This window comes from Tenacibaculum profundi (assembly GCF_057162725.1).
Map to the genome: position 1 here is coordinate 1269402 of NZ_CM169894.1, position 21075 is coordinate 1290476.

9 protein-coding genes and 3 tRNA genes are annotated in these 21075 nt (G+C 31.4%); 5 read left to right on the forward strand and 7 right to left on the reverse strand.

Going from position 1 to position 21075, the window contains the following annotated elements; translation table 11 throughout:
- The first annotated feature begins 274 nt into the window (after nucleotides 1-274).
- Nucleotides 275-3742, forward strand: a complete 3468-nt coding sequence (locus tag AC2GW8_RS05075; protein WP_440881699.1) for an immunoglobulin-like domain-containing protein — start codon at nucleotides 275-277, stop codon at nucleotides 3740-3742.
- 1077 nt (nucleotides 3743-4819) lie between these two features.
- Here AC2GW8_RS05075 and AC2GW8_RS05080 read toward each other — a convergent pair.
- The 5 genes from AC2GW8_RS05080 to AC2GW8_RS05100 all read right to left on the reverse strand — a co-directional run bounded on the left by AC2GW8_RS05080 (nucleotide 4820) and on the right by AC2GW8_RS05100 (nucleotide 11410).
- Entirely contained in the window at nucleotides 4820-6808 is a 1989-nt protein-coding gene (locus AC2GW8_RS05080) for a fibronectin type III domain-containing protein (protein ID WP_440881700.1), read from the reverse strand.
- Nucleotides 6809-8985: 2177 nt separating this feature from the next.
- Nucleotides 8986-9059 (reverse strand) — tRNA-Arg (locus AC2GW8_RS05085).
- A gap of 5 nt (nucleotides 9060-9064) precedes the next feature.
- Nucleotides 9065-9139 (reverse strand) — tRNA-Pro (locus AC2GW8_RS05090).
- 25 nt (nucleotides 9140-9164) lie between these two features.
- A tRNA-Ser gene (locus AC2GW8_RS05095) sits at nucleotides 9165-9247 on the reverse strand.
- Between the two features lie 99 nt (nucleotides 9248-9346).
- A complete protein-coding gene (locus tag AC2GW8_RS05100) occupies nucleotides 9347-11410 on the reverse strand; it encodes an HD family phosphohydrolase (protein WP_440881701.1) in 2064 nt (687 codons plus the stop codon).
- Nucleotides 11411-11513: 103 nt separating this feature from the next.
- Here AC2GW8_RS05100 and AC2GW8_RS05105 point away from each other — a divergent pair, with 103 nt between their 5' ends.
- Nucleotides 11514-12689, forward strand: a complete 1176-nt coding sequence (locus AC2GW8_RS05105; protein WP_440881702.1) for an acetyl-CoA C-acyltransferase — start codon at nucleotides 11514-11516, stop codon at nucleotides 12687-12689.
- Between the two features lie 20 nt (nucleotides 12690-12709).
- Nucleotides 12710-13477 carry a C40 family peptidase gene (locus AC2GW8_RS05110; protein WP_440881703.1) on the forward strand — a complete coding sequence of 256 codons (768 nt, stop codon included), beginning with the start codon at nucleotides 12710-12712 and terminating at the stop codon, nucleotides 13475-13477.
- A gap of 48 nt (nucleotides 13478-13525) precedes the next feature.
- Here AC2GW8_RS05110 and AC2GW8_RS05115 read toward each other — a convergent pair whose 3' ends face one another.
- Nucleotides 13526-16078, reverse strand: a complete 2553-nt coding sequence (locus AC2GW8_RS05115; protein WP_440881704.1) for an ATP-dependent Clp protease ATP-binding subunit — start codon at nucleotides 16076-16078, stop codon at nucleotides 13526-13528.
- 321 nt (nucleotides 16079-16399) lie between these two features.
- Between AC2GW8_RS05115 and gyrA the strand changes: the two genes are divergently transcribed.
- Together gyrA and AC2GW8_RS05125 are read left to right on the forward strand one after the other, a co-directional pair.
- Complete coding sequence (gene gyrA, locus AC2GW8_RS05120) at nucleotides 16400-18916, forward strand: DNA gyrase subunit A (RefSeq protein ID WP_440881705.1); 2517 nt, start codon at nucleotides 16400-16402, stop codon at nucleotides 18914-18916.
- A gap of 19 nt (nucleotides 18917-18935) precedes the next feature.
- Complete coding sequence (locus tag AC2GW8_RS05125) at nucleotides 18936-20180, forward strand: tetratricopeptide repeat protein (RefSeq protein WP_440881706.1); 1245 nt, start codon at nucleotides 18936-18938, stop codon at nucleotides 20178-20180.
- A gap of 195 nt (nucleotides 20181-20375) precedes the next feature.
- Here AC2GW8_RS05125 and folE read toward each other — a convergent pair whose 3' ends face one another.
- The gene (gene folE, locus AC2GW8_RS05130) at nucleotides 20376-21065 is read right to left on the reverse strand and encodes a GTP cyclohydrolase I FolE (RefSeq protein ID WP_440881707.1); all 690 of its coding nucleotides are present in this window, start codon (nucleotides 21063-21065) and stop codon (nucleotides 20376-20378) included.
- Nucleotides 21066-21075 lie beyond the last annotated feature (10 nt).

Below are 21075 nucleotides of genomic sequence, written 5' to 3' on the forward strand. Positions count from 1 at the left end.
TAATAATTTAAAAAAAATTATAGTTTTTAAATTTTGTAGTGTTTTTGTCGTAGTAAAACCAAGGTATTTAAATCTCCTAAACCTCTTTGGCTGTAACCGCTTTTACTTTGGTTTATTAAATATTAATAAAACGCTTTTTATCCAAAAAACAACTATCCCGAAAAAACACAAAACACTAAAAACCAACACCTTGTAGTGTTTTTGCCGTAGCTAAAATGTTAAAATTGATAAAACTGAAAATTATATTTGAAGAAATTTTTTAACCCTAAACAAAATGAGAAAAATCATTTACCTCTTAAATTTCTTTTTATTTTTGTCTTGGTCTGCAAGCTCACAGGACAAAAGTGAAGCAAAAGGTGATAAAATTTACCTTAAAAATAGAGTAATAAGTACTTCAAAACATGCATCAAAAGCTCAATCTAGAAAAAGTAGCTACCTATTATTAAATTTCAAGGAAACCATTCCATCATTGAATTCCTTAAAAAAACTTTCTATTACATCTTTAAATAGCGTCGATCAACATACAATTTACGCACACGTACCATTAGAAATAGATTTAAAAAAAATACCTAATTTAAAATGGTTTGGTACACTTAAGCCTGAAGACAAGTTCTCGAAAAATCTTAATTTATCAAAAGGACTTAAATCAAATAATGAAAAGTTAAAGGTTCTTATCTATTTATCTAAAAATATTTCTTCTAAAGAAATTGAAAATATTTACAGGAAATTCAATTCAAAACATAAAAATAGAGATATCTCTAAAATAAAAGGATTACCAAAAAATATTTTATTAATGAATATGTCAAAAAAAGACATTATAGAAATATCTAAAAAACAATCAGTTAACTGGATACGTAATGTAAGCAGTATTGACTTTACTAATAGAAATCACATATTCTGTTCTGGTCATGGAACTCCTTATGGACCCGCTGCAGAATTTTCAAATGGTAATCATGAGAAAACTCATAATAAAGAAAGCAGAAATAGCAATACAGGATTTGTTTTACAAGGAAGTAGATGGACGAATAAGGACTCATGCGGTAATACAAAAGTAAAATACTACTTCGATGGCTTTAGCAAAAACACCTCACTTAGTGAAGCTGATCAGAAAAAAATCATGATCAAAGAAATGCTAGAGTGGGCTAAAGTTAGCGGACTAATTTTTATCGAATCTGAAAATTTTTTAGTTGGTACCAATGGTATAAATATTTCTTTTGAGAAAGGAGAGCACGGCGACGGAGATCCTTTTGACGGTCCTGGTGACACATTAGCTCATGCTTTCTTCCCTATATATGGAGGAGATATGCATTATGACGATGATGAATTCTGGGTAGGCCCTAATGAAACAAACGGTATAAAATTAAACATTACCACATTGCATGAATTTGGACATAGCTTAGGTTTACACCATTCAAATAATAATAGTGCTATTATGGCGCCATTTTACAGCGAATTTAAAAGCAAACTACATGAAGACGACATCAATGGAATTCAAAGACTTTATGGTAAACCAAACTCTTGTAATGTAGATACAACTCCTCCTGTAATTAAGTTAAAAGGTGCACCTTCAATTACAATAGAAATGGGAACATCATATCTAGATGCAGGTGCAACAGCTCACGACAATGTTGATGGTGATATAACTAGTGAAATCATAACAACAAATGCTAACATTAATACATTTATATTAGGAACACATCAAATTAATTATGATGTTAGCGATAGTAGCGGCAACAGAGCTAATCGAGTTACAAGAGAGATAAACGTAGTAGAAGCAACTTATTGTAATTCTAAAGGGAATAAATCTAATGAAGAATTTATTAGTAATGTGCAGCTTAAAAGCATTAATAACAAAACCGAATCTGAAAATGGAGGATATGGGGACTATACAGATAAGCATGCTTCTAATTTAGTAAAAGGTGAAAAGGCTACAATTACAATAACACCTTCATGGCTAGGAAAAACATATAACGAAGGTTATGCTGTTTGGATTGATTATAATCAAAATGGTAATTTTGAAAATAATGAAAAAGTATTTGAAAAAGCTCCATCAAAATCAACGTCTATTGTTGGAACATTTACGATTCCATCAAGTGCTAAGAAAGGAACAACAAGAATGCGTGTCTCTATGAAGTATAAAGGAATACCAAGACCATGTGAGACTTTCAATTATGGTGAAGTTGAGGATTATACAATAATAATTAAAGTAGATACAATTCGCCCTGAAATTAAACTGATAGGTAAACCCGAAATTATTTTAAATGCTGGTGAAGCATATATTGAGCAAAAAGCTACAGCGCACGACAATGCAGATGGAGACTTAAGTTCATCAATTAATATTAGTGGCGATGTAAACATAAACTTACCTGGTACCTACAATATAAGATATAATGTAAGTGATAGTAGTGGTAATAAAGCAACAGAAGTTATTCGAAAAGTCATTGTAAGAGATACAACTCCTCCTGTTATAACTTTATTCGGTAGTTCAGAAATTATTTTAGATGCCGGTCAAACATATGTAGAGCAAGGTGCTACGGCTTTAGACAATGTTGATGGTGACCTGACTGAAATTATAAATATTAATGATAATAATGTCAATACAGATATTGCTGGAATTTATACAATAACTTATAATGTGAGCGATAGTAGCGGAAACCCTGCTAAGGAAGTTGTTAGAAAAATTATTGTAAACAAAGACACTACCCCCCCCATTATAACATTAACTGGAAACGATATAATTAATCTTAGCATCGGTAATAAATATACTGAACTAGGAGCAACAGCATTTGATAATATGGATGGAGAGCTAACAACCTCTATTAAAATCAAAAATAATATAAATACCAGTATCGAAGGAACATACCTAGTAACATATAATGTAAGCGATAGTAGTGGAAATTCTGCAAAAGAAGTTCTTAGAACCGTAATAGTGAAATCAAATGGATTTGATTATTGTGACTCCAATGGTCAAATAACTGAAGATGAATATATAGGTAAAATTGTAATTACCGATGTAGAAAATAAATTTGACCTTATAACAAATTCCTCTATTGAAGGAATTACAAGTACAGGGTATTCTGATTTTACATCAAGTATTAAATCTGTAGATATCAAAAAAAGTAGAAATTATGCACTTACGATATCCCCTACTTGGACAACAGCCTCTTTTAAAGAGGGATACACTGTTTGGATCGACTTTAATCAAAATGGTATTTTCGAAGTAGAAGAAACTATATTAAGGAAAGCTCCTTCCAAATCTTCATCAATTATTGGTACATTTACAATTCCTGAAAATGCCAAAAATGGAACTACGAGAATGCGAGTATCTATGAAATATAATGGAATACCTAAAGCATGTGAAACATTTAAATATGGAGAAGTAGAAGACTATCTTGTCAACATTGTTAAACAAACCGGAAATGATAGCGTTAACTTTGGATCTAGTTTGACGTTAGCAAACGAATTTAGTGTTTTTCCAAATCCTGTACAGGATAAACTACAAGTAAAAACGGCAAAATCAATTGTTTCTTATTCAGTTTCAAATGCATTAGGCCAAATAATTAAAGTAGCTAACTTAGAAGGTTCCTTTTCTGTGGAAGAAAGAAAGGAAAAGTCTAATTTAGAAAACACAAAAAATAGTGACTTCCTTATAGATTTAAGCAATTTAGCACGCGGTATATATTTTATTAAATTTATTGACAGTGAAAATAAAGTAACTTCAGAAAGAATTATTAAAGAATAATTTCTTTCTGTTAATAAGCAAAAAGCCTCGATTTTATCGAGGCTTTTCATTTTTCAATTATACACATTAATTTAATATACTTCTTAAGGTAATGTATATCATAACCTATAAACTACGTACTATGTAATAAGTCTAATCCATTATATTAAAATTCATTTAACAATCATTAAAAACAACCACTCTTATAAAAACTACTCCTTAATACTTTTATAACCTCTTGCATTTTTAATTATGTTAATCGTACTATCATACATCTGTTAATTACCGATTTTCAACTAAAAGATACTGTAATACTACCTTAATTTATAGTGTAGCTTATTTACCTATACCTTGGATATAAAAAATATATTAATAGTCTTGGTATATAAAGCATTGTTTATACATCTATTTTCATTGTACATGTGTAAAAAATGGAATGGTACATAGAAACTCAAAAACTATAAATATTACCTCCCAGTCAATAAAAAAACATTATTAAAAACACAAAAGTTTTTAAAAAAATATATTAACTCATAAATAATTTTACTTTTTCCAACTAAAAAAAGTATTCTACACTATGTGTATCTGACCTACTTAATTGTTTAGATAATTTTTCATTTAAATGAGTTTTAAAAAGTTAATTCCCAAAAACACCGAGCGTAAATTTTATTATTTTGCTAAACCCGCCGGCACGATATAACTAATTATATTACTTTTCTACGTAAAAGAGATAGTCAACAAGCGATTCTTTTGATTTTTTTCGTTAATTAGGCTAACCCAATAGTATTCTGAGTTATAAAAGTAGAAATCATCAAAGTCGAGATCTCTTTTTTTTAGGTTTACAACAGTTATCTTAAAACTTATAATCGCCTTCAAAAGCAAAAAAATTCAATTATTTTTAACTAACCCCAATGTATTTCTTTCTCAATTTCATAATAAAAACATACGACTTATTTCAATAAAAAACCCGCTCATAAAAAGAGCGGGAAAATTGTTATAAATAAGATAACTAAAAGCTACTCTTATTTTACATTTTATAACTCAAGAGATATATTAAGATAGTGCACTATCAATACTACTCTTTTGAAACTAAAAAAACTAGTTTACAGTATATGTAAATTTAGAAGAAACCTCTTCGCCTGCTTCACCTAAATAATTAATAGTTCCTTCTTTTGTTTTAGCATTTTTTAAAATATTAAATTCCTCATCAGAAAGGATATAAATTAATCCATCGTCTTCAAAATGTTTTGAATCTTCATAAAGTTTACCATTAAGAACTATATTATATACTGAATACCTATCTGTACAACGAATGATTAACCTAGCAGAACTTGCTGTTATTCTAGGATATAATTCAGCAGAAGTTACTTTAAAATGTGGTAATAATTTAGTAGTAAATGAAACTTCTTTTTCTAAAGTTGTTCCATATTCTAAACTTCTTGCTACTACTTTAACATTATAGAATACTTTCGGATTTAAATCAGTAAACAACCATCCAGAAGATGTAACTCCAGTCGCTTCTTTTTCACCGTTGATATAGATATCTGCAAGAACGCTTCCCTGGCCATTTATGGTTAAAGGTGTCCAAGAAATTATTGCTGATTTCTGACCAATATCATCTATTGTTATTTTGAAATCATTCGGATTAGGACCTTTGAGCGTTGTAACTTCTATCATTTGAGAAGAAGAAGTTCCAAACTCACTAGATTTCGATTCAACTTTTACACTATATGTTATTTCAGATTTTAAACCTGAAAAAGTGTGCGTCAATGCTTTTAAATCAGAAGCTACTTTAATACCATCTAAGTAAACATTATATACTACACCTTGATCACCTGCTACAGTAGAAGCATTCCAATCAATCGTAAATTTTGTAATCTTAATATCTCTAGAGTTGACAGTTATATCAGAAGGGATAGGTTTTAGTGTTTTAACATCTATCATTTGAGAAGAAGAAGTTCCAAACTCACTAGATTTCGATTCAACTTTTATACTGTATGTTGCTCCAAAATTTAAACCTGAAAAAGTGTACGTTAATGCTTTTAAATCAGAAGTTACTATAGTACCGTCTAAGTAAATATTATATACTATACCTTGATCACCCGCTACGGTAGAAGCTGTCCAATTAATCGTAAAACCAGAAAACGTTATATCTTTAGAAGTAATAGTAATGTCAGAAGGGGTCGGCTTATTTAGCGTTGTAACTTCTATCATTTGAGAAGAAGAAGTTCCTAACTTATTAGATTTTGACTTAACTTTTACGGTGTATGTTGTTTCAACATCTAAACCTGAAAAAGTATAACTCAATGCTTTTAAGTCAGAAATTACCTGAACATCATCTAAATAAATATCATATACTACATCTTCATCACCCTCTACAGTAGAAGCAGTCCAATCAATCGTAAAACCAGAAAGCATTATATCTTTAGAGGTGATGATAATATCAGAAGGAATATGTACGCCTAATGTTGAAACATCTATCATTTTAGAAGAAGTAGTTCCTAACTCATTAAGCTTTGATTCAACTTTTACACTATATGTTGTTTCAGCATCTAAATCTGAAAAAGTATATGTCAATGCTTTTAAATCAGAAGCTACTTTAATATCATCTAAATATATATCATATACTATATCTTGATTACCCTTTACAGTAGAAGCAGTCCAATCAATCGTAAAACCAGAAAACGTTATATCTTTAGATCTGATAGTAATGTCAGAAGGAATAAGCTTGACTAATGTTTTAATATCAACTACTTTAGTAGAAGTAGTTCCATATCTATTGGACTTTGATTTAACTTTTACGCTATACGTTGTTTCAGCATCTAAATCTGAAAAAGTGTACGTTAATACTTTTAAGTCAGAAACTACTTGAACATCGTCTAAATAAATATCATATACTACGTCTTTATCACCATTTACAATAGAAGCTGTCCAATTAATCGTAAAACTAGAAAACTTTATATCTTTAGGGGTGATAGTAATATCAGAAGGATAAGGGGTAGGAATTTCTTCGGGTTCACTACATCCAAAAAGTAAAAAGAATGCTGAAAGCAAAAGTAATGGGGTAACTAATTTAATATTTTTCATAATTTTCAATCTGTTTTAGATTTTTATTTTTTATTTGGGTTTATCTCGAATTATTAAGTAATTCAATTTTTTATTATATAAAACGAAAAAATAAAGAAGCAAACTCTATGTTAGTGAGTTAAATAATCTTAAAAATTCATTTATTTAATATATTTTTTGTCTACTTACCATAACCATGCCAAAAAATATTTTCCGTTTTTAATTTTCAGAGAACCTGCTCTTGTTTTCTAAATTTTTGACACCAAAAGGTACTTATAAAAGTTTTTTTTGTGGAAAGTTTATTTATTTATTTTGTAAGCTATTTTAAATTCAATATATTTTTCTAATTTCACTGAAAAAGCAAACTTTTTTATTGAGTATTTTTTTTTAACGAAAGTATATTTTTTATTTTAAATAGCATTATGGATACCAATTTTTTAACATTCTTCACAAACTCATATCTCAATTATGTCAAAAATCCTTTTCTATACTTAAAGAACTATAAGGCCTAATCATTATTCATAATTTAACTAATTGCAAAAATCAACAAAGGAACAAACCCCTAAAATCTTCTAAAAACACGAATTCTGGCATCTGATTTTTGGAAAGCTTATTACCTGGTTTTAATAAATCCATTTTACACTCACAAACTCTACATAGTTAATTGGATGTTTAGATTTCATGTAGTCAAACATCACCAGCTTATCTTATTTTATTTTTTTAAAAATTCAATATTTTATGATGCTTGTAATAGTTTGACAACTACTATGTTCTTTACTTTACTAAAGCAGTTAAGCTACATTTAATTGATATACAAAATATTAAAACACATATTTATGTTATTTTTTTCTTAATACTATCTTTAATAGTTTGTGATTTTATTTCTAGTTTTTAATTTTAAGAATTAATTATTTGTAATATAGAAAAATGTATAATTTTAATTCTTTTCTTTGTTTTTTCCAGTGGTAATGAAGATAATGATTGTATGACTCCCTCCTTTGATTCGGAAACAAGTCAACTAGAATTCATTTTGGCACCTTGTAATACTATAGAGGTAGCATCTGGTTTGCAAGAATGATCACCTCAACGTTGTTTAAAAACAATCTACATTCTTTTATTACCCTTTGATTGTAATTCGTTTACTATATCTTGAAAATAAAAAACACTTAAAAAAGTTTTTTTGAATTGGTAGGCTATAAAAGATAAAAAAAAGAGGAGTCCCTCGTTTTGTCAAATTTGATCTAAAGAGGATCTATCTTTATTAATAGCAAAACAAATTATTTCATAAATAATGAATTATAAAAGTATTTTTTAAAATTAGTTACTTTGAATACTTTATGTTGCCGTGAATTTTTTAAAAAGATTCTCAACTAACAGTTTCGGCAATGGATAATTTTGAAATTAAGACAACTGAATTTTATAACTGATACTTAATCAAATTTTTTATTTTGTTTTATTGTTAAATCAAAAAATTTGGCGGACTTTGTTTAGCACTCAACAGTAACGCTTTTAAAACATCTTTAAAAACTATTTCTGCCGTTAACTTTCTTTACAGCTTAATTATAAATAGCTCTAAGCATTTTTTGGATACATATATTTGTTTCTTATTATTACTTACGAGTATTTAAAGCCTAAAAAGAAGATATAATCAATGTCATTAATGACTACACTTCCTATCAAGTACTAGTTATTTGATTACTGTTTGATAAACTTTAGCGTTTCTTAACTTTTCAAATCCCTTTTGAGTTTTTTAATGTTTAATTTCATCAATCCACGATTTTATTAAGTATATGAAACTTATGATTAAAATAAATGAGCACCTAATAAAGGTTTTTTTTGTGATTTTAATGATAATTTTAAGGTCATCAAATGCTAAGAAAATCCCCTCCAGGTATTCCCTTTTTTCTAATAAAAGCAATTTGACGCTTATGTTGAGAGGACTCTTGTTTTTCTAGATCTCATTCATTTTCAAAAAACGAAATCCAAAGTAAATGGTTCTTCTTTTACTTTATGGTAATTTTAACAACAACAGTAAAACCATCTTTATAAAGTTAAGTTTTTCTTATATCTAAAACTATTATTCTTCTTATAGAATTTCACAATTTCCATTCAAAAAACACCTAAAAGAAAAACTTCCGTAAGTATAAAGAAAGTTATTAAAAATAATAAAGCCTCAGTAATACTGAGGCTTATTCTTGTGATCGCGACAGGATTCGAACCTGTGACCGTCTGCTTAGAAGGCAGATGCTCTATCCAGCTGAGCTACGCGACCATTTGTCGGGGTGGCAGGATTCGAACCTGCGACCTCCTGCTCCCAAAGCAGGCGCGATGACCGGGCTACGCTACACCCCGATAATTGTCATCTACAATTTTTTTGCGGAGAGACCGGGATTCGAACCCGGGCATCGAAAAACGATGACAGCTTAGCAGGCTGCTGCATTACCACTCTGCCACCTCTCCTTAATTTTTACTTTTCATGCAAAGCATAAATTAAAAATTGCGAGTGCAAATATATACTTGATAAAGTATTCCTGCAAATTTTTTCACAAAAAAAATAAATTAATCTGGATACTCGATACGTAAGTGATAGATATTCATTAACTTACTCTTTATTATTTTTTTTATTTTCTCTATTTCTCTAAAAGTAATATCCGAATTTATAAACTGATTATCGTTTTTTTGTTTCTCAATTATTCTATCAATAAGCTTATCTATCTTATCTGCTGATGGCTCTTTAATGCTTTTTGAAGCAGCTTCTGCTGCATCACAAATCATTAAAATAGCGGTTTCTCTTGAAAAAGGAATAGGGCCTTGGTACTGAAACTTCTTTTTATCGACTTCTCTATTCGGATTATTATCAAGCTCCATCTTATAAAAATAGTATGTTATACTTGTTCCATGGTGAGTTCTAATAAAATCAATAATTCTGTCTGGTAAATTATTCTTTTTTGCAATTTCAATTCCGTTTATGACATGGTCTAAAATAATACGTGCACTATCTTTTGGAGATAATTCATTGTGAGGACTTACTTCTGTTACTTGATTTTCTGTAAAGTAAGTTGGATTTACCATTTTTCCAATATCATGATACAATGCGCCTGTTCTTACTAACATCGAATTCGCTCCAATTTCATTAGCTGCTGCTTCTGCTAAGTTAGCTACTTGCATTGAGTGTTGAAAAGTTCCTGGGGCTTTCTCATTCAATTCTCTCAACAGCTTTGAATTAGTATTCGAAAGCTCTAATAAGGTAACATCGGAAACCAATCCAAACAATTTCTCATAAAAATAAATAAAGAATACAGATAAAAATGAAAGTAATCCATTGGCTGCAAATAACCCAAAATATAGCCAATTAATCTCACTGAAACTCCCTTCTTTAATTATTGAAAACGCCAAATATGTAATCATATAAATTAAAGTAATCTGCCCAATACTTATGAATAAGTTAGCTCTTTTGTAAAGTTCTGAAACCGTTAAAATAGTAACAATTCCTGCTATGATATGCAAGTAAATAAATTCAAAACTGTTAGGAACTATAAAACCCAAGAGAAGAACAGTAAGTACATGCGTAAACAAACCTAAGCGAGCATCAAAAAAAGCTTTTAAAACAATTGGTAAAATACTCAAAGGAACCACATATACATAATCTGCATTTGCTTTAACCACCAATGTTTGAACCAAAATCATAATAAAAACATTAAAGAATATAAATGTTACCTTGTTGTTATTGTTAAAGATATCAGGTCGATACCTAATTAAAAACAGTAAAAGCATCAATAAAGCCAAAGAGACTAAAACTGCATAACCTGATAAAATCCAACTATAATTGGATTTTGACCATGTTGTTGATTGTGATGCTTGTTGATATGATTGTAATATTTGATAACGTTTTCCTTCAATAATCCCTCCTTTTTCTATGATCAGTTCTCCCTTTGACACCATTCCTTTCGTATAGGATAAATTTTTAATTTCTTCTTCTAACTCCTTCCTAGTAAACTTTTCATCAAACCTTATGTTAGGCTTAATTACATTGGCTAAATTTGAAATAAGTAACTGTTGATTATACTCTACGAAATCTTTTGTCTTTTCATCTATAAAGGGTAATATATCTTTAGACTGGATAAGTTTAGAAAATAAAATTGATTCAACAGAGTTTCCTTTTCGTAGTATAATCATCTCATTTTTGTCATTTACCCTTGCTTCAGCACTATTTTCGTTTATAAAGCCATATTCATATATTAGATTAATAATCAGGATTCCTCTTTTATAAAGTCTTTGTATTTGCTTTTTATTAAGTGAATCTGAAATGGCAATTTTATTTATTTGTTCTTTAAACCGAGATAAAACAGCATTTGGAACCGAATTATCATAAGCAAAATATTTCTTGCTTTCAAGTGCTAGCTCTTCTTTTTCTTTTTCAATTTCAATATCCCCTTTATAAATTGCAAAATCAAAAGGTGCATAAAGATTCCCATACTGCCATGGTTTTCCTAAAGCGAAATCATATTTAAATTGCCCTCCTCTAGGAAAGAGATAAACAATAGCACCTGCGGTAAGAAAAAAGAGTAAAACTTTATAAATAATGGCATTGTGTTTATAAAGTCTATCAATTATTTGACCCATTTTTTTAATTTAAAACGTAAATATAACCTTTCTGTTTTATTTGAGTAGTTAGCATAAAATAGTTATTTTCGCATAACTAATTTAACGCAAACAAATTCTAAAAATGAAAGAAGTAGTTATAGCATCAGTTGCCAGAACACCTATAGGAAGCTTTTTAGGTACTTTATCAAAAATTCCTGCTCCAAAACTTGGCGCAACAGCCATTAAAGGAGCACTAGATAAGATTAATTTAAAGCCAGAGTTAGTTGATGAAGTATATATGGGTAACGTTGTCTCTGCCGGATTGGGTCAAGCCCCAGCTAGACAGGCTGCTATGTTTGCAGGAATTCCAGACACAACACCCTGCACAACAATCAACAAAGTTTGCTCTTCTGGAATGAAGTCAGTGATGTTAGGAGCTCAAGCAATTGCTTTAGGAGATGCTGATGTTGTAGTAGCTGGAGGTATGGAAAATATGAGTATGATCCCACACTATCAACATGCTAGAAGTGGTAGTAAATTCGGACCGGTTACACTTGAGGATGGTATGCAAAAAGATGGATTAGTTGATGCCTATGGTAAAGTAGCTATGGGAGTTTGTGCAGATGAATGCGCAACGGAATATAAATTTTCCAGAGAGGATCAAGATAGCTTCGCTGTTGAGTCGTATAATAGATCTGCTAAAGCATGGAAGGAAGGTAAATTCAATGATGAAGTAATTCCTGTAGAAATACCACAAAGAAAAGGAGAGCCAATTATTTTTAATGAAGATGAAGAGTATAAAAATGTAAAGATGGAAAAAATTTCAACTTTACGACCTGCTTTTACCAAAGAAGGTACAGTTACTGCTGCTAATGCTTCAACAATTAATGACGGTGGTGCCGCAATTATTTTAATGTCCGTAGACAAAGCAAAAGAACTAGGAATAAAACCATTAGCAAAAATAAAAAGTTATGCTGATGCTGCTCATGACCCAAAGTGGTTTACAACAGCACCAGCTAAAGCGCTACCAAAAGCTCTTGATAAAGCTGGTATATCTTTAGATGATGTTGATTTTTTTGAACTAAACGAAGCCTTTTCAGTAGTTGGTTTAGCTAACATGAAGATTCTAAACCTAGAATCTAATAAAGTAAATGTAAATGGTGGTGCAGTTTCTTTAGGACACCCATTAGGTGTTTCTGGAACAAGAATTATCATTGCTTTAACTTCTATATTGAAACAAAATAATGCCAAAATTGGAGCAGCAGGAATATGTAACGGTGGTGGTGGTGCCAGTGCAATGGTTATAGAAAGAATTTAATTTTTATTAGCAACAATTTAATGTTCGGAATTTGTAATCTAAGTGTTGTTCCTTTACGTTTATCTCCATCTGATACATCTGAGATGGTTAATCAAGTCGTTTTTGGTGAGCATTTTATCATTTTAGAAAAAGACAAAAAATGGAGTAAAATCAAACTTTATTTTGATGGTTATGAAGGCTATATAGATAACAAACAATACCAAGACCTTTTAGAGGATGACTACCAATCTCTTTGCAATGCTGAAAAATATTATGCTGGCGAATTGATTGATTTTATTACTGACAATTCCAGTAACCTCACCACAATACCTTTAGGAGCACACCTACCGTTTTTTAAAGATAATCAACTAAAAATTCATAAAAACACCTACACCTATGAAGGAAAAGTTAACGGTGAGCAACTACCGAAAAATAGTATTATTGAAAAAGCATTTTTATTTCTGAATGTACCCTATTTATGGGGTGGAAAATCACCCTTTGGAATTGATTGTTCCGGTTTTACACAAACAGTATACAAGCTTTGTGGATACCACCTTTTAAGAGATGCAAAAGAGCAAGCTACACAAGGGGAAGTATTAAGTTTTATTGAAGAAAGTGAACCTGGTGATTTAGCTTTTTTTGATAATGAAGACGGTGTTATAACCCATGTAGGAATCATTATGAATGATTATAATATTATTCATGCCCATGGCAAAGTTAGAATCGATAAACTAGACCATAGTGGAATTTATAATACAGATACTCACCTGCATACTCATAAACTAAGGGTAATAAAAAGATTTATTTAAACCTAATTATAAAAAAAGCTCGAATCAATATCGAGCTTTTTTTTATTTTTAATCTTCATCTATCTCCGTTCGAGTTTCTTCAGACTTTTTTCCTTTTTCTATTTTTATGCTAAGTCTTTTCGTTTTTTCGTCTAGGTCCATAAAAATAGCATCCCCTTCATCAACTTTCGAATTCACTATTTCTTCTGCCAACGCATCTTCAATGTATTTTTGAATAGCTCTTTTTAAAGGTCTAGCCCCATATTGCTTGTCATAACCTTTGTCAGAAATATAATCTTTTGCTTTTTCACTTAAAGTTAAATTATACCCTAGATCTGCAATACGAGCTAATAACTTTTCTAACTCAATATCAATAATGTTATGGATATCATTTCGCTCCAAGGTATTAAATATCATCACATCGTCAACCCTGTTCAAAAATTCAGGAGCAAAGGTTTTCTTTAATGCTCCCTCAATAATGCTTTTAGCATGAGCATCTTCCTGATCTTTCTTTGAAGCTGTACCAAAACCAACTCCCCCTCCGAAATCTTTCAATTTACGAACACCAATATTTGATGTCATAATAATAATAGTATTTCTGAAATCTATTTTTCTACCTAAACTATCTGTGATATGTCCATCATCTAATATTTGCAGTAGCATATTAAACACATCAGGGTGCGCCTTCTCTATTTCATCCAAGAGGACAACAGAATAAGGCTTTCTTCTTACTTTTTCAGTTAACTGCCCTCCTTCTTCATATCCTACATACCCCGGAGGTGCTCCGATAAGTCTTGATATTGCAAATTTTTCCATGTATTCACTCATATCAATTCTTATAAGAGAATCTTCAGAATCAAATAACTCCCTTGCCAATACTTTTGCTAATTGTGTTTTACCAACTCCCGTAGAACCTAAGAAAATAAAAGACCCTATTGGTTTGTTTGGATCTTTTAAGCCTACCCTATTACGTTGTATTGCCTTCACAACTTTAGAGACTGCTTCATCCTGACCAATCACCTTACCTTTAATCATATTTGGTAATTCTGCTAGTCGGTTACTCTCTGCTTCCGCTACCCTATTCACAGGAATCCCTGTCATCATCGAAACAACCTCTGCAACATTATCTTCTGTAACAGTTTCTCTATGAAGTTTAGAATCTTCTTCCCATTGATTTTGAGCTGATTCAAGTGCTATTTCTAAATTTTTCTCATCATCCCGTAACTTTGCAGCTTCTTCATACTTTTGACCGCTAACTGCTTTAGTCTTTCGATCTCTGATCTCCTCCAGCTTTTCTTCTAATTCTAAAATCTGCTGTGGTACAACAATATTTGTTATATGGATACGAGAACCTGCCTCATCTAACGCGTCAATGGCTTTGTCCGGGAGATATCTATCTGTCATGTACCTATTAGTCAACTTAACACAGGCTTCAATTGCTTGATCCGTATAATTTACATGGTGGTGAGCTTCATATTTACCTTTAATATTGTGCAAAATCTGAACGGTTTCCTCAACTGTTGTTGGGTCAACAATTACTTTTTGAAAACGACGTTCAAGCGCACCGTCTTTTTCTATATTAGTTCTGTACTCATCAAGAGTTGTGGCTCCAATACATTGAATTTCACCTCTAGCTAAAGCTGGCTTTAACATATTAGAAGCATCTAATGAACCAGTAGCTCCCCCAGCTCCAACTATCGTATGTATTTCATCAATAAAAAGAATGATATCACTGTTCTTTTCTAATTCATTCATCAGTGCTTTCATCCTTTCTTCGAATTGTCCTCTATATTTTGTTCCAGCTACCAAACTTGCTAGATCTAAAGAGACTATTCGTTTATCAAAAAGGATTCTTGAAACTTTTCTATTAACAATACGCAATGCCAATCCCTCTGCAATAGCAGATTTACCAACTCCAGGCTCACCTATTAACATAGGATTATTCTTTTTTCGGCGACTTAAAATTTGAGAAACTCGTTCAATTTCTTTCAATCTACCAACAACAGGGTCTAGCCTTCCTTCCTCTGCTAGCGCTGTCAAATCTCTACCAAAATTATCAAGAACAGGCGTTTTTGTTTTCTTATTTTGTTTACTTCTTGATGATTGTTGTCCAAATGGATTTGATTTATCTTCTGAAAACTCATCATCAGAAGGGGTTTCTGCTATCGGACTTGAGTAATCTTCTACATGAAGCTCTTTGTACAATGCCTTAGCTTGCTCATAATCTATATCGTACTTCTGCAACAATTTTGTTGTAGGGTCATTTTCATTACGTAAAATACAAAGTAATAAATGCGCCGTATCAATTGCGTTACTTTGGTATAGCTTTGCTTCTAGAAAAGTTGTTTTTATTGCTTTCTCAGCCTGTCTTGTCAAATGAAGGCTTTTCTTCTGATCATTTCCGAAAGATGGAGTTGAAGGGTTCAGTTTTTCTAACTTATTACGAACCAAATCTAAATCCACATCGAATGTTGTCAAAATTTCAATAGCCTTTCCATTCCCTTTTTTAATTAACCCAAGGAGCAAATGCTCCGTACCAATAAAGTCGTGACCCAATCGTAGGGCCTCTTCCTTACTAAATGTTATCACGTCTCTAACTTGTGGTGAAAAATTATCGTCCATAAAATTAATTTGTATCTATTTTATACTAGAGTTCGTTAGATTTTTTTTTAAAGATACAAAAAAGATGCCATATACACATGACATGACGTTATGTCTTTATAACCTATAATATTATTCAAATTCAAACTTCAACGACAAAAATTGTTGATAACTAAGCCAAAACAAAATGGGCAAACTTTGCGTAAAACAGGTTATAATTGTATCTTGCCACGATTTAGAAATCAGCATTTTTTATTGAATGTAATTTTTGAAAGAATTTTTATATTGTATAATGATTTCATTGTACAATAAAAGAATACTAAAAATCTTAAAGAAAAAAATATGGCAGATGGTGAAAAGTTGATTCCTATCAACATTGAAGAACAAATGAAATCCGCTTACATAGATTATTCTATGTCTGTAATTGTATCAAGAGCTTTACCTGATGTAAGAGATGGTTTAAAGCCTGTACACAGAAGGGTTTTATTTGGAATGCATGAGCTAGGAATTAAAGCAACAGGAGCCTATAAAAAGTCGGCAAGAATTGTAGGAGAAGTTTTGGGTAAATACCACCCTCATGGAGATACTTCAGTTTACGATTCAATGGTTCGCATGGCTCAAGACTGGAATGTTCGTTATTTGATGGTCGACGGACAAGGTAACTTTGGTTCTGTTGACGGAGACAGTCCTGCAGCAATGCGTTATACAGAGGTTAGAATGCAAAAAATATCAGAAGAGATGCTCTCTGATATAGAAAAAGATACTGTAGATCACAAACTAAATTTTGACGATACTTTACAAGAGCCAACAGTGCTTCCCACAAGGATACCGAACCTGCTCGTTAATGGAGCTTCTGGTATTGCAGTAGGGATGGCTACTAATATGGCCCCTCATAATCTTACAGAAGTTATTAATGGTACTGTTGCATACATCGATAATAGGAATATTGAAATCGATGAATTAATGCAGCATATTAGTGCTCCTGACTTCCCTACAGGTGGTATAATTTATGGTTATGATGGTGTTCGTGATGCTTTTCATACAGGTCGTGGGCGTATTGTTATGCGTGCTAAAGCTACAATCGAAGAAGTCAAAGGAAGAGAGTGTATTGTTGTAACGGAAATACCCTATCAAGTAAACAAAGCCGAAATGATTAAAAAAACGGCTGACTTAGTGAACGATAAAAAGATTGATGGAATTTCAAGTATTCGTGATGAATCCGATAGAAAAGGTATGCGGATTGTTTACGTTTTAAAACGTGATGCCGTTCCTAACATCGTACTTAATAAATTATTTAAATTTACTCCTCTACAAACTTCATTCAGTGTAAACAACATTGCACTCGTTAAAGGACGCCCTGAGCAACTTAATCTAAAGCAACTAATTCACTATTTTGTAGAACACCGCCATGAAGTAGTTGTTCGTAGAACAGAATATGAATTAAAGAAAGCAGAAGCTAGGGCCCATATTCTTGAAGGGCTTATAATTGCATCAGATAATATAGACGAAGTTATTGAAATTATAAGAGGATCTTCAAATGCCGATGAAGCTCGCGAAAAACTTATCCAACGTTTTGATTTAACTGAAATTCAAGCTAGAGCCATCGTTGAAATGCGTCTAAGACAATTGACTGGTCTTGAACAGGACAAACTAAGAGCTGAATATGATGAAATTATCAAAACAATTGCTGATTTGAAAGATATTCTATCGAACGAACCAAGACGTTATGATATCATAAAGGAGGAACTACTTCACATCAAAGAGAAATATGGCGATGAAAGACGCTCCACTATTGAATATGCTGGTGGAGATATGCGAATTGAAGATATGATTCCTAACACTCAGGTAGTCGTTACGATTTCTAATGCTGGCTATTTAAAGCGTACAAATCTCGATGAATATAAAGTTCAAAATAGAGGGGGGAGAGGACAAAAAGGAGCAACTACACGACATGAAGACTTTTTAGAACATTTATTTGTGGCTACTAATCATCAATATATGATGTTCTTTACTCAAAAAGGGAAAGTTTTTTGGATGCGTGTTTTTGAAGTACCTGAAGGTGGTAAAAACACCAAGGGACGCGCTATTCAAAATCTTATCAATATTGAACAAGATGATAAAGTTAAAGCTTTCTTGGTTACGGGCGATTTAAAGGATGAAGATTACATCAACAATCAATTTGTGATCATGGCAACTAAAAAAGGACGTGTTAAAAAGACCCCTTTAGAACAATATTCACGCCCAAGAGCAAACGGTATTAATGCGATTACAATAAAAGATAATGACGAACTTCTAGAGGCTAAACTAACTTCAGGAGATAGTCAGGTAATGCTTGCACTTAAGTCGGGTAAAACAATTCGTTTTGAAGAAGAGAAAACTAGACCCATGGGTAGAACAGCGTCAGGTGTAAGAGGTATCACCCTACAACATAAAGATGATGAAGTTATTGGAATGGTTTCCGTGAATGATATGGAAAGTAATATTTTAGTGGTTTCAGAAAAAGGATATGGAAAGCGATCAAAATTAGAAGATTACAGAATAACAAATCGTGGTGGTAAAGGAGTAAAAACGTTAAATATTTCAGAAAAAACTGGAAATTTAGTTGCCATTAAAAATGTTGATGATTCAAACGATCTTATGATTATTAACAAATCAGGTTTAACAATAAGATTGGCTGTAGAAAACCTTCGTGTTATGGGAAGAGCTACGCAAGGGGTTCGACTCATCAACATAAAAAATAATGATAGTATTGCTGCTGTTGCCAAAGTTATGCATGAAGAAGATGAAGAAGAAACAGAAATCGAAAATGGCATAGAAATTGAAAATACTGATAGTAATAGTAACAATAATCAAGAATAACAATAAAACAAGAACTATAATGAAAAAACAGATTTTGGCCCTTTCATTTGGAGTAGTGTCTTTAGGTGCGTTTGCACAAAAAGCAGAGCTTAAGGCTGCTGAAAAAGCAATAAAAAAACAAAGTTATAACGAAGCGATGTCTTCCATATCGGCCGCCGAAAAGTTAATTGCTAATGCAGACGATAAATATAAATGTAAATTTTACTTTCTTAAGGGGTCAGTAAATGCCTCGAAAAAAAATTACAAGGTTGCTGCAGATGCTTTCAATACACTAATTGATTTTGAAAAGAAAATTGGTAAAAATAAATATTCGAATGAAGCAGCTCCAATCCTCAATAAAATAATCCAGGATGTTTCAAACAAGGCGATTAAAATATACAATGACGGTAAAGACTACAAAGCTGCCTCTGAAAACTTTTATCTTACTTACCAATTAAGTCCAAAAGATACTTCTTTTGCTTATAATGCTGCTGTTGCCGCAACGCAAAGTAAAGATTACGATACTGCCTTAAAGTATTATAATGAATTAAAACAAATTGGTTACACAGGGATAGAAACACAGTATCTAGCGACCAATATAACCACAGGTAAAGTAGAAAACTTGGGATCTAAGTCTCAACGAGACTTAATGGTTAAATCAAAACAGTATAAAAACCCTACTGATAAGACTACGGAGTCTAAATCAGCTACCATTGTAAAAAATATAGCCCTAATCTTAAAAGAACAAGGTAAAAATGAAGAGGCTATCGCTGCAATGGCTGAGGCTCGTAAATCAAACCCAAAAGACCTGAACCTTATTTTAAATGAAGCTCAGCTATATATTGAGATGAAAAGAATGGATAAATTTGGAGAGTTAATGAACGAAGCTGTTTCTTTAGATCCAAACAATCCAACCTTATATTATAACTTAGGGGTTGTAAATTACAATCAAGGTAGAGTTAAAGATGCAAAAAAACACTACGAAAAAGCAATTGAATTAAAACCAGACTATGCAGATGCATATATGAATTTAGCTGTAGTGATATTAGACGAGGATAAGAATATTGTGGAGGAAATGAATAAAAACTTATCCAATTTCAAAAAATATGATGAATTAGCTCTAAAGCAAAAGGATATTTATAAAGAAGCATTACCTTTTTTAGAAAAAGCCGACAACATTAATAGAAGTATAGATACTGTTAAGACTTTAATGAATTTATATGAAGTTTTAGAGATTACTGAAAAAGCAGATGAATACAGAAAATTGTATAAATCTTTAAAATAAAATTTAAAAAAGCTATATTCTTATAGTTATTTTAAATAAAAAACTCGATAAGCTTTATATCGAGTTTTTTTATTTTTTCTAAATTAATTTGTCAAATCGTTAATTATTTAGTTTTTTATTCTAACATTTAAAATAAAAAATCAGGCTAGAATGATAATACATGTAACCTGATTTTACCTTTCATTCTTTTGAAAACTAGTTAAAATTAGTTTCCATCTGTAAGTATCCGAGAAATTCCTTTTTAGTTTCTTTCTCTTTGAACTTACCCCCAAATTCAGCAGTAACAGTACTGCTTTCAATATCTTTAATTCCTCTTGAGTTCACACATAAGTGCTTTGCATCAATAACACATGCAACATCTTTAGTTCCCAAAGCTTCTTGCATTGCTTGGACGATTTGCATCGTTAAACGCTCTTGTACCTGTGGTCTTTTTGCAAAGTAATCAACAAGCCTATTCATCTTGGACAAACCTATTACTTTACCATTTGAAATGTAAGCTACATGAGCTCTGCCGACTATTGGTAACAAATGATGTTCACACGTAGAATAAACTACTATGTTTTTCTCCACAAGCATTTCTCCATAATTATATTTATTTTCAAAAGTAGAAGCACTTGGTTTATTTTCTGGGTTTAACCCCATAAACAATTCATTAACAAAAGCCTTAGCTACTCTCTTTGGAGTCCCACTTAAACTATCATCAGTTAAATCCATACCTAATGTCAAAAGAATATCTTTAACACTTTCTTGAATTCTGTTTATTTTTTCTTTATCCGAAATATCAAAAGCATCTAATCTTAATGGTGTTTCTGCAGAAGTTCCCACATGATTTTCGCCTATTTCGTCAATTTTTTCTTCGTTCATCTTGTTATTGAATTCGAACATAATATCCAAC

Bases quoted from the DNA above. Each gene is read 5' to 3' on its own strand.
- AC2GW8_RS05110 (WP_440881703.1), top strand. From the start codon at position 12,710: ATGTTCGGAATTTGTAATCTAAGTGTTGTTCCTTTACGTTTATCTCCA.
- AC2GW8_RS05075 (WP_440881699.1), top strand. From the start codon at position 275: ATGAGAAAAATCATTTACCTCTTAAATTTCTTTTTATTTTTGTCTTGG.
- AC2GW8_RS05105 (WP_440881702.1), top strand. From the start codon at position 11,514: ATGAAAGAAGTAGTTATAGCATCAGTTGCCAGAACACCTATAGGAAGC.
- AC2GW8_RS05080 (WP_440881700.1), bottom strand. From the start codon at position 6,808: ATGAAAAATATTAAATTAGTTACCCCATTACTTTTGCTTTCAGCATTC.
- folE (WP_440881707.1), bottom strand. From the start codon at position 21,065: ATGTTCGAATTCAATAACAAGATGAACGAAGAAAAAATTGACGAAATA.
- gyrA (WP_440881705.1), top strand. From the start codon at position 16,400: ATGGCAGATGGTGAAAAGTTGATTCCTATCAACATTGAAGAACAAATG.
- AC2GW8_RS05115 (WP_440881704.1), bottom strand. From the start codon at position 16,078: ATGGACGATAATTTTTCACCACAAGTTAGAGACGTGATAACATTTAGT.
- AC2GW8_RS05125 (WP_440881706.1), top strand. From the start codon at position 18,936: ATGAAAAAACAGATTTTGGCCCTTTCATTTGGAGTAGTGTCTTTAGGT.
- AC2GW8_RS05100 (WP_440881701.1), bottom strand. From the start codon at position 11,410: ATGGGTCAAATAATTGATAGACTTTATAAACACAATGCCATTATTTAT.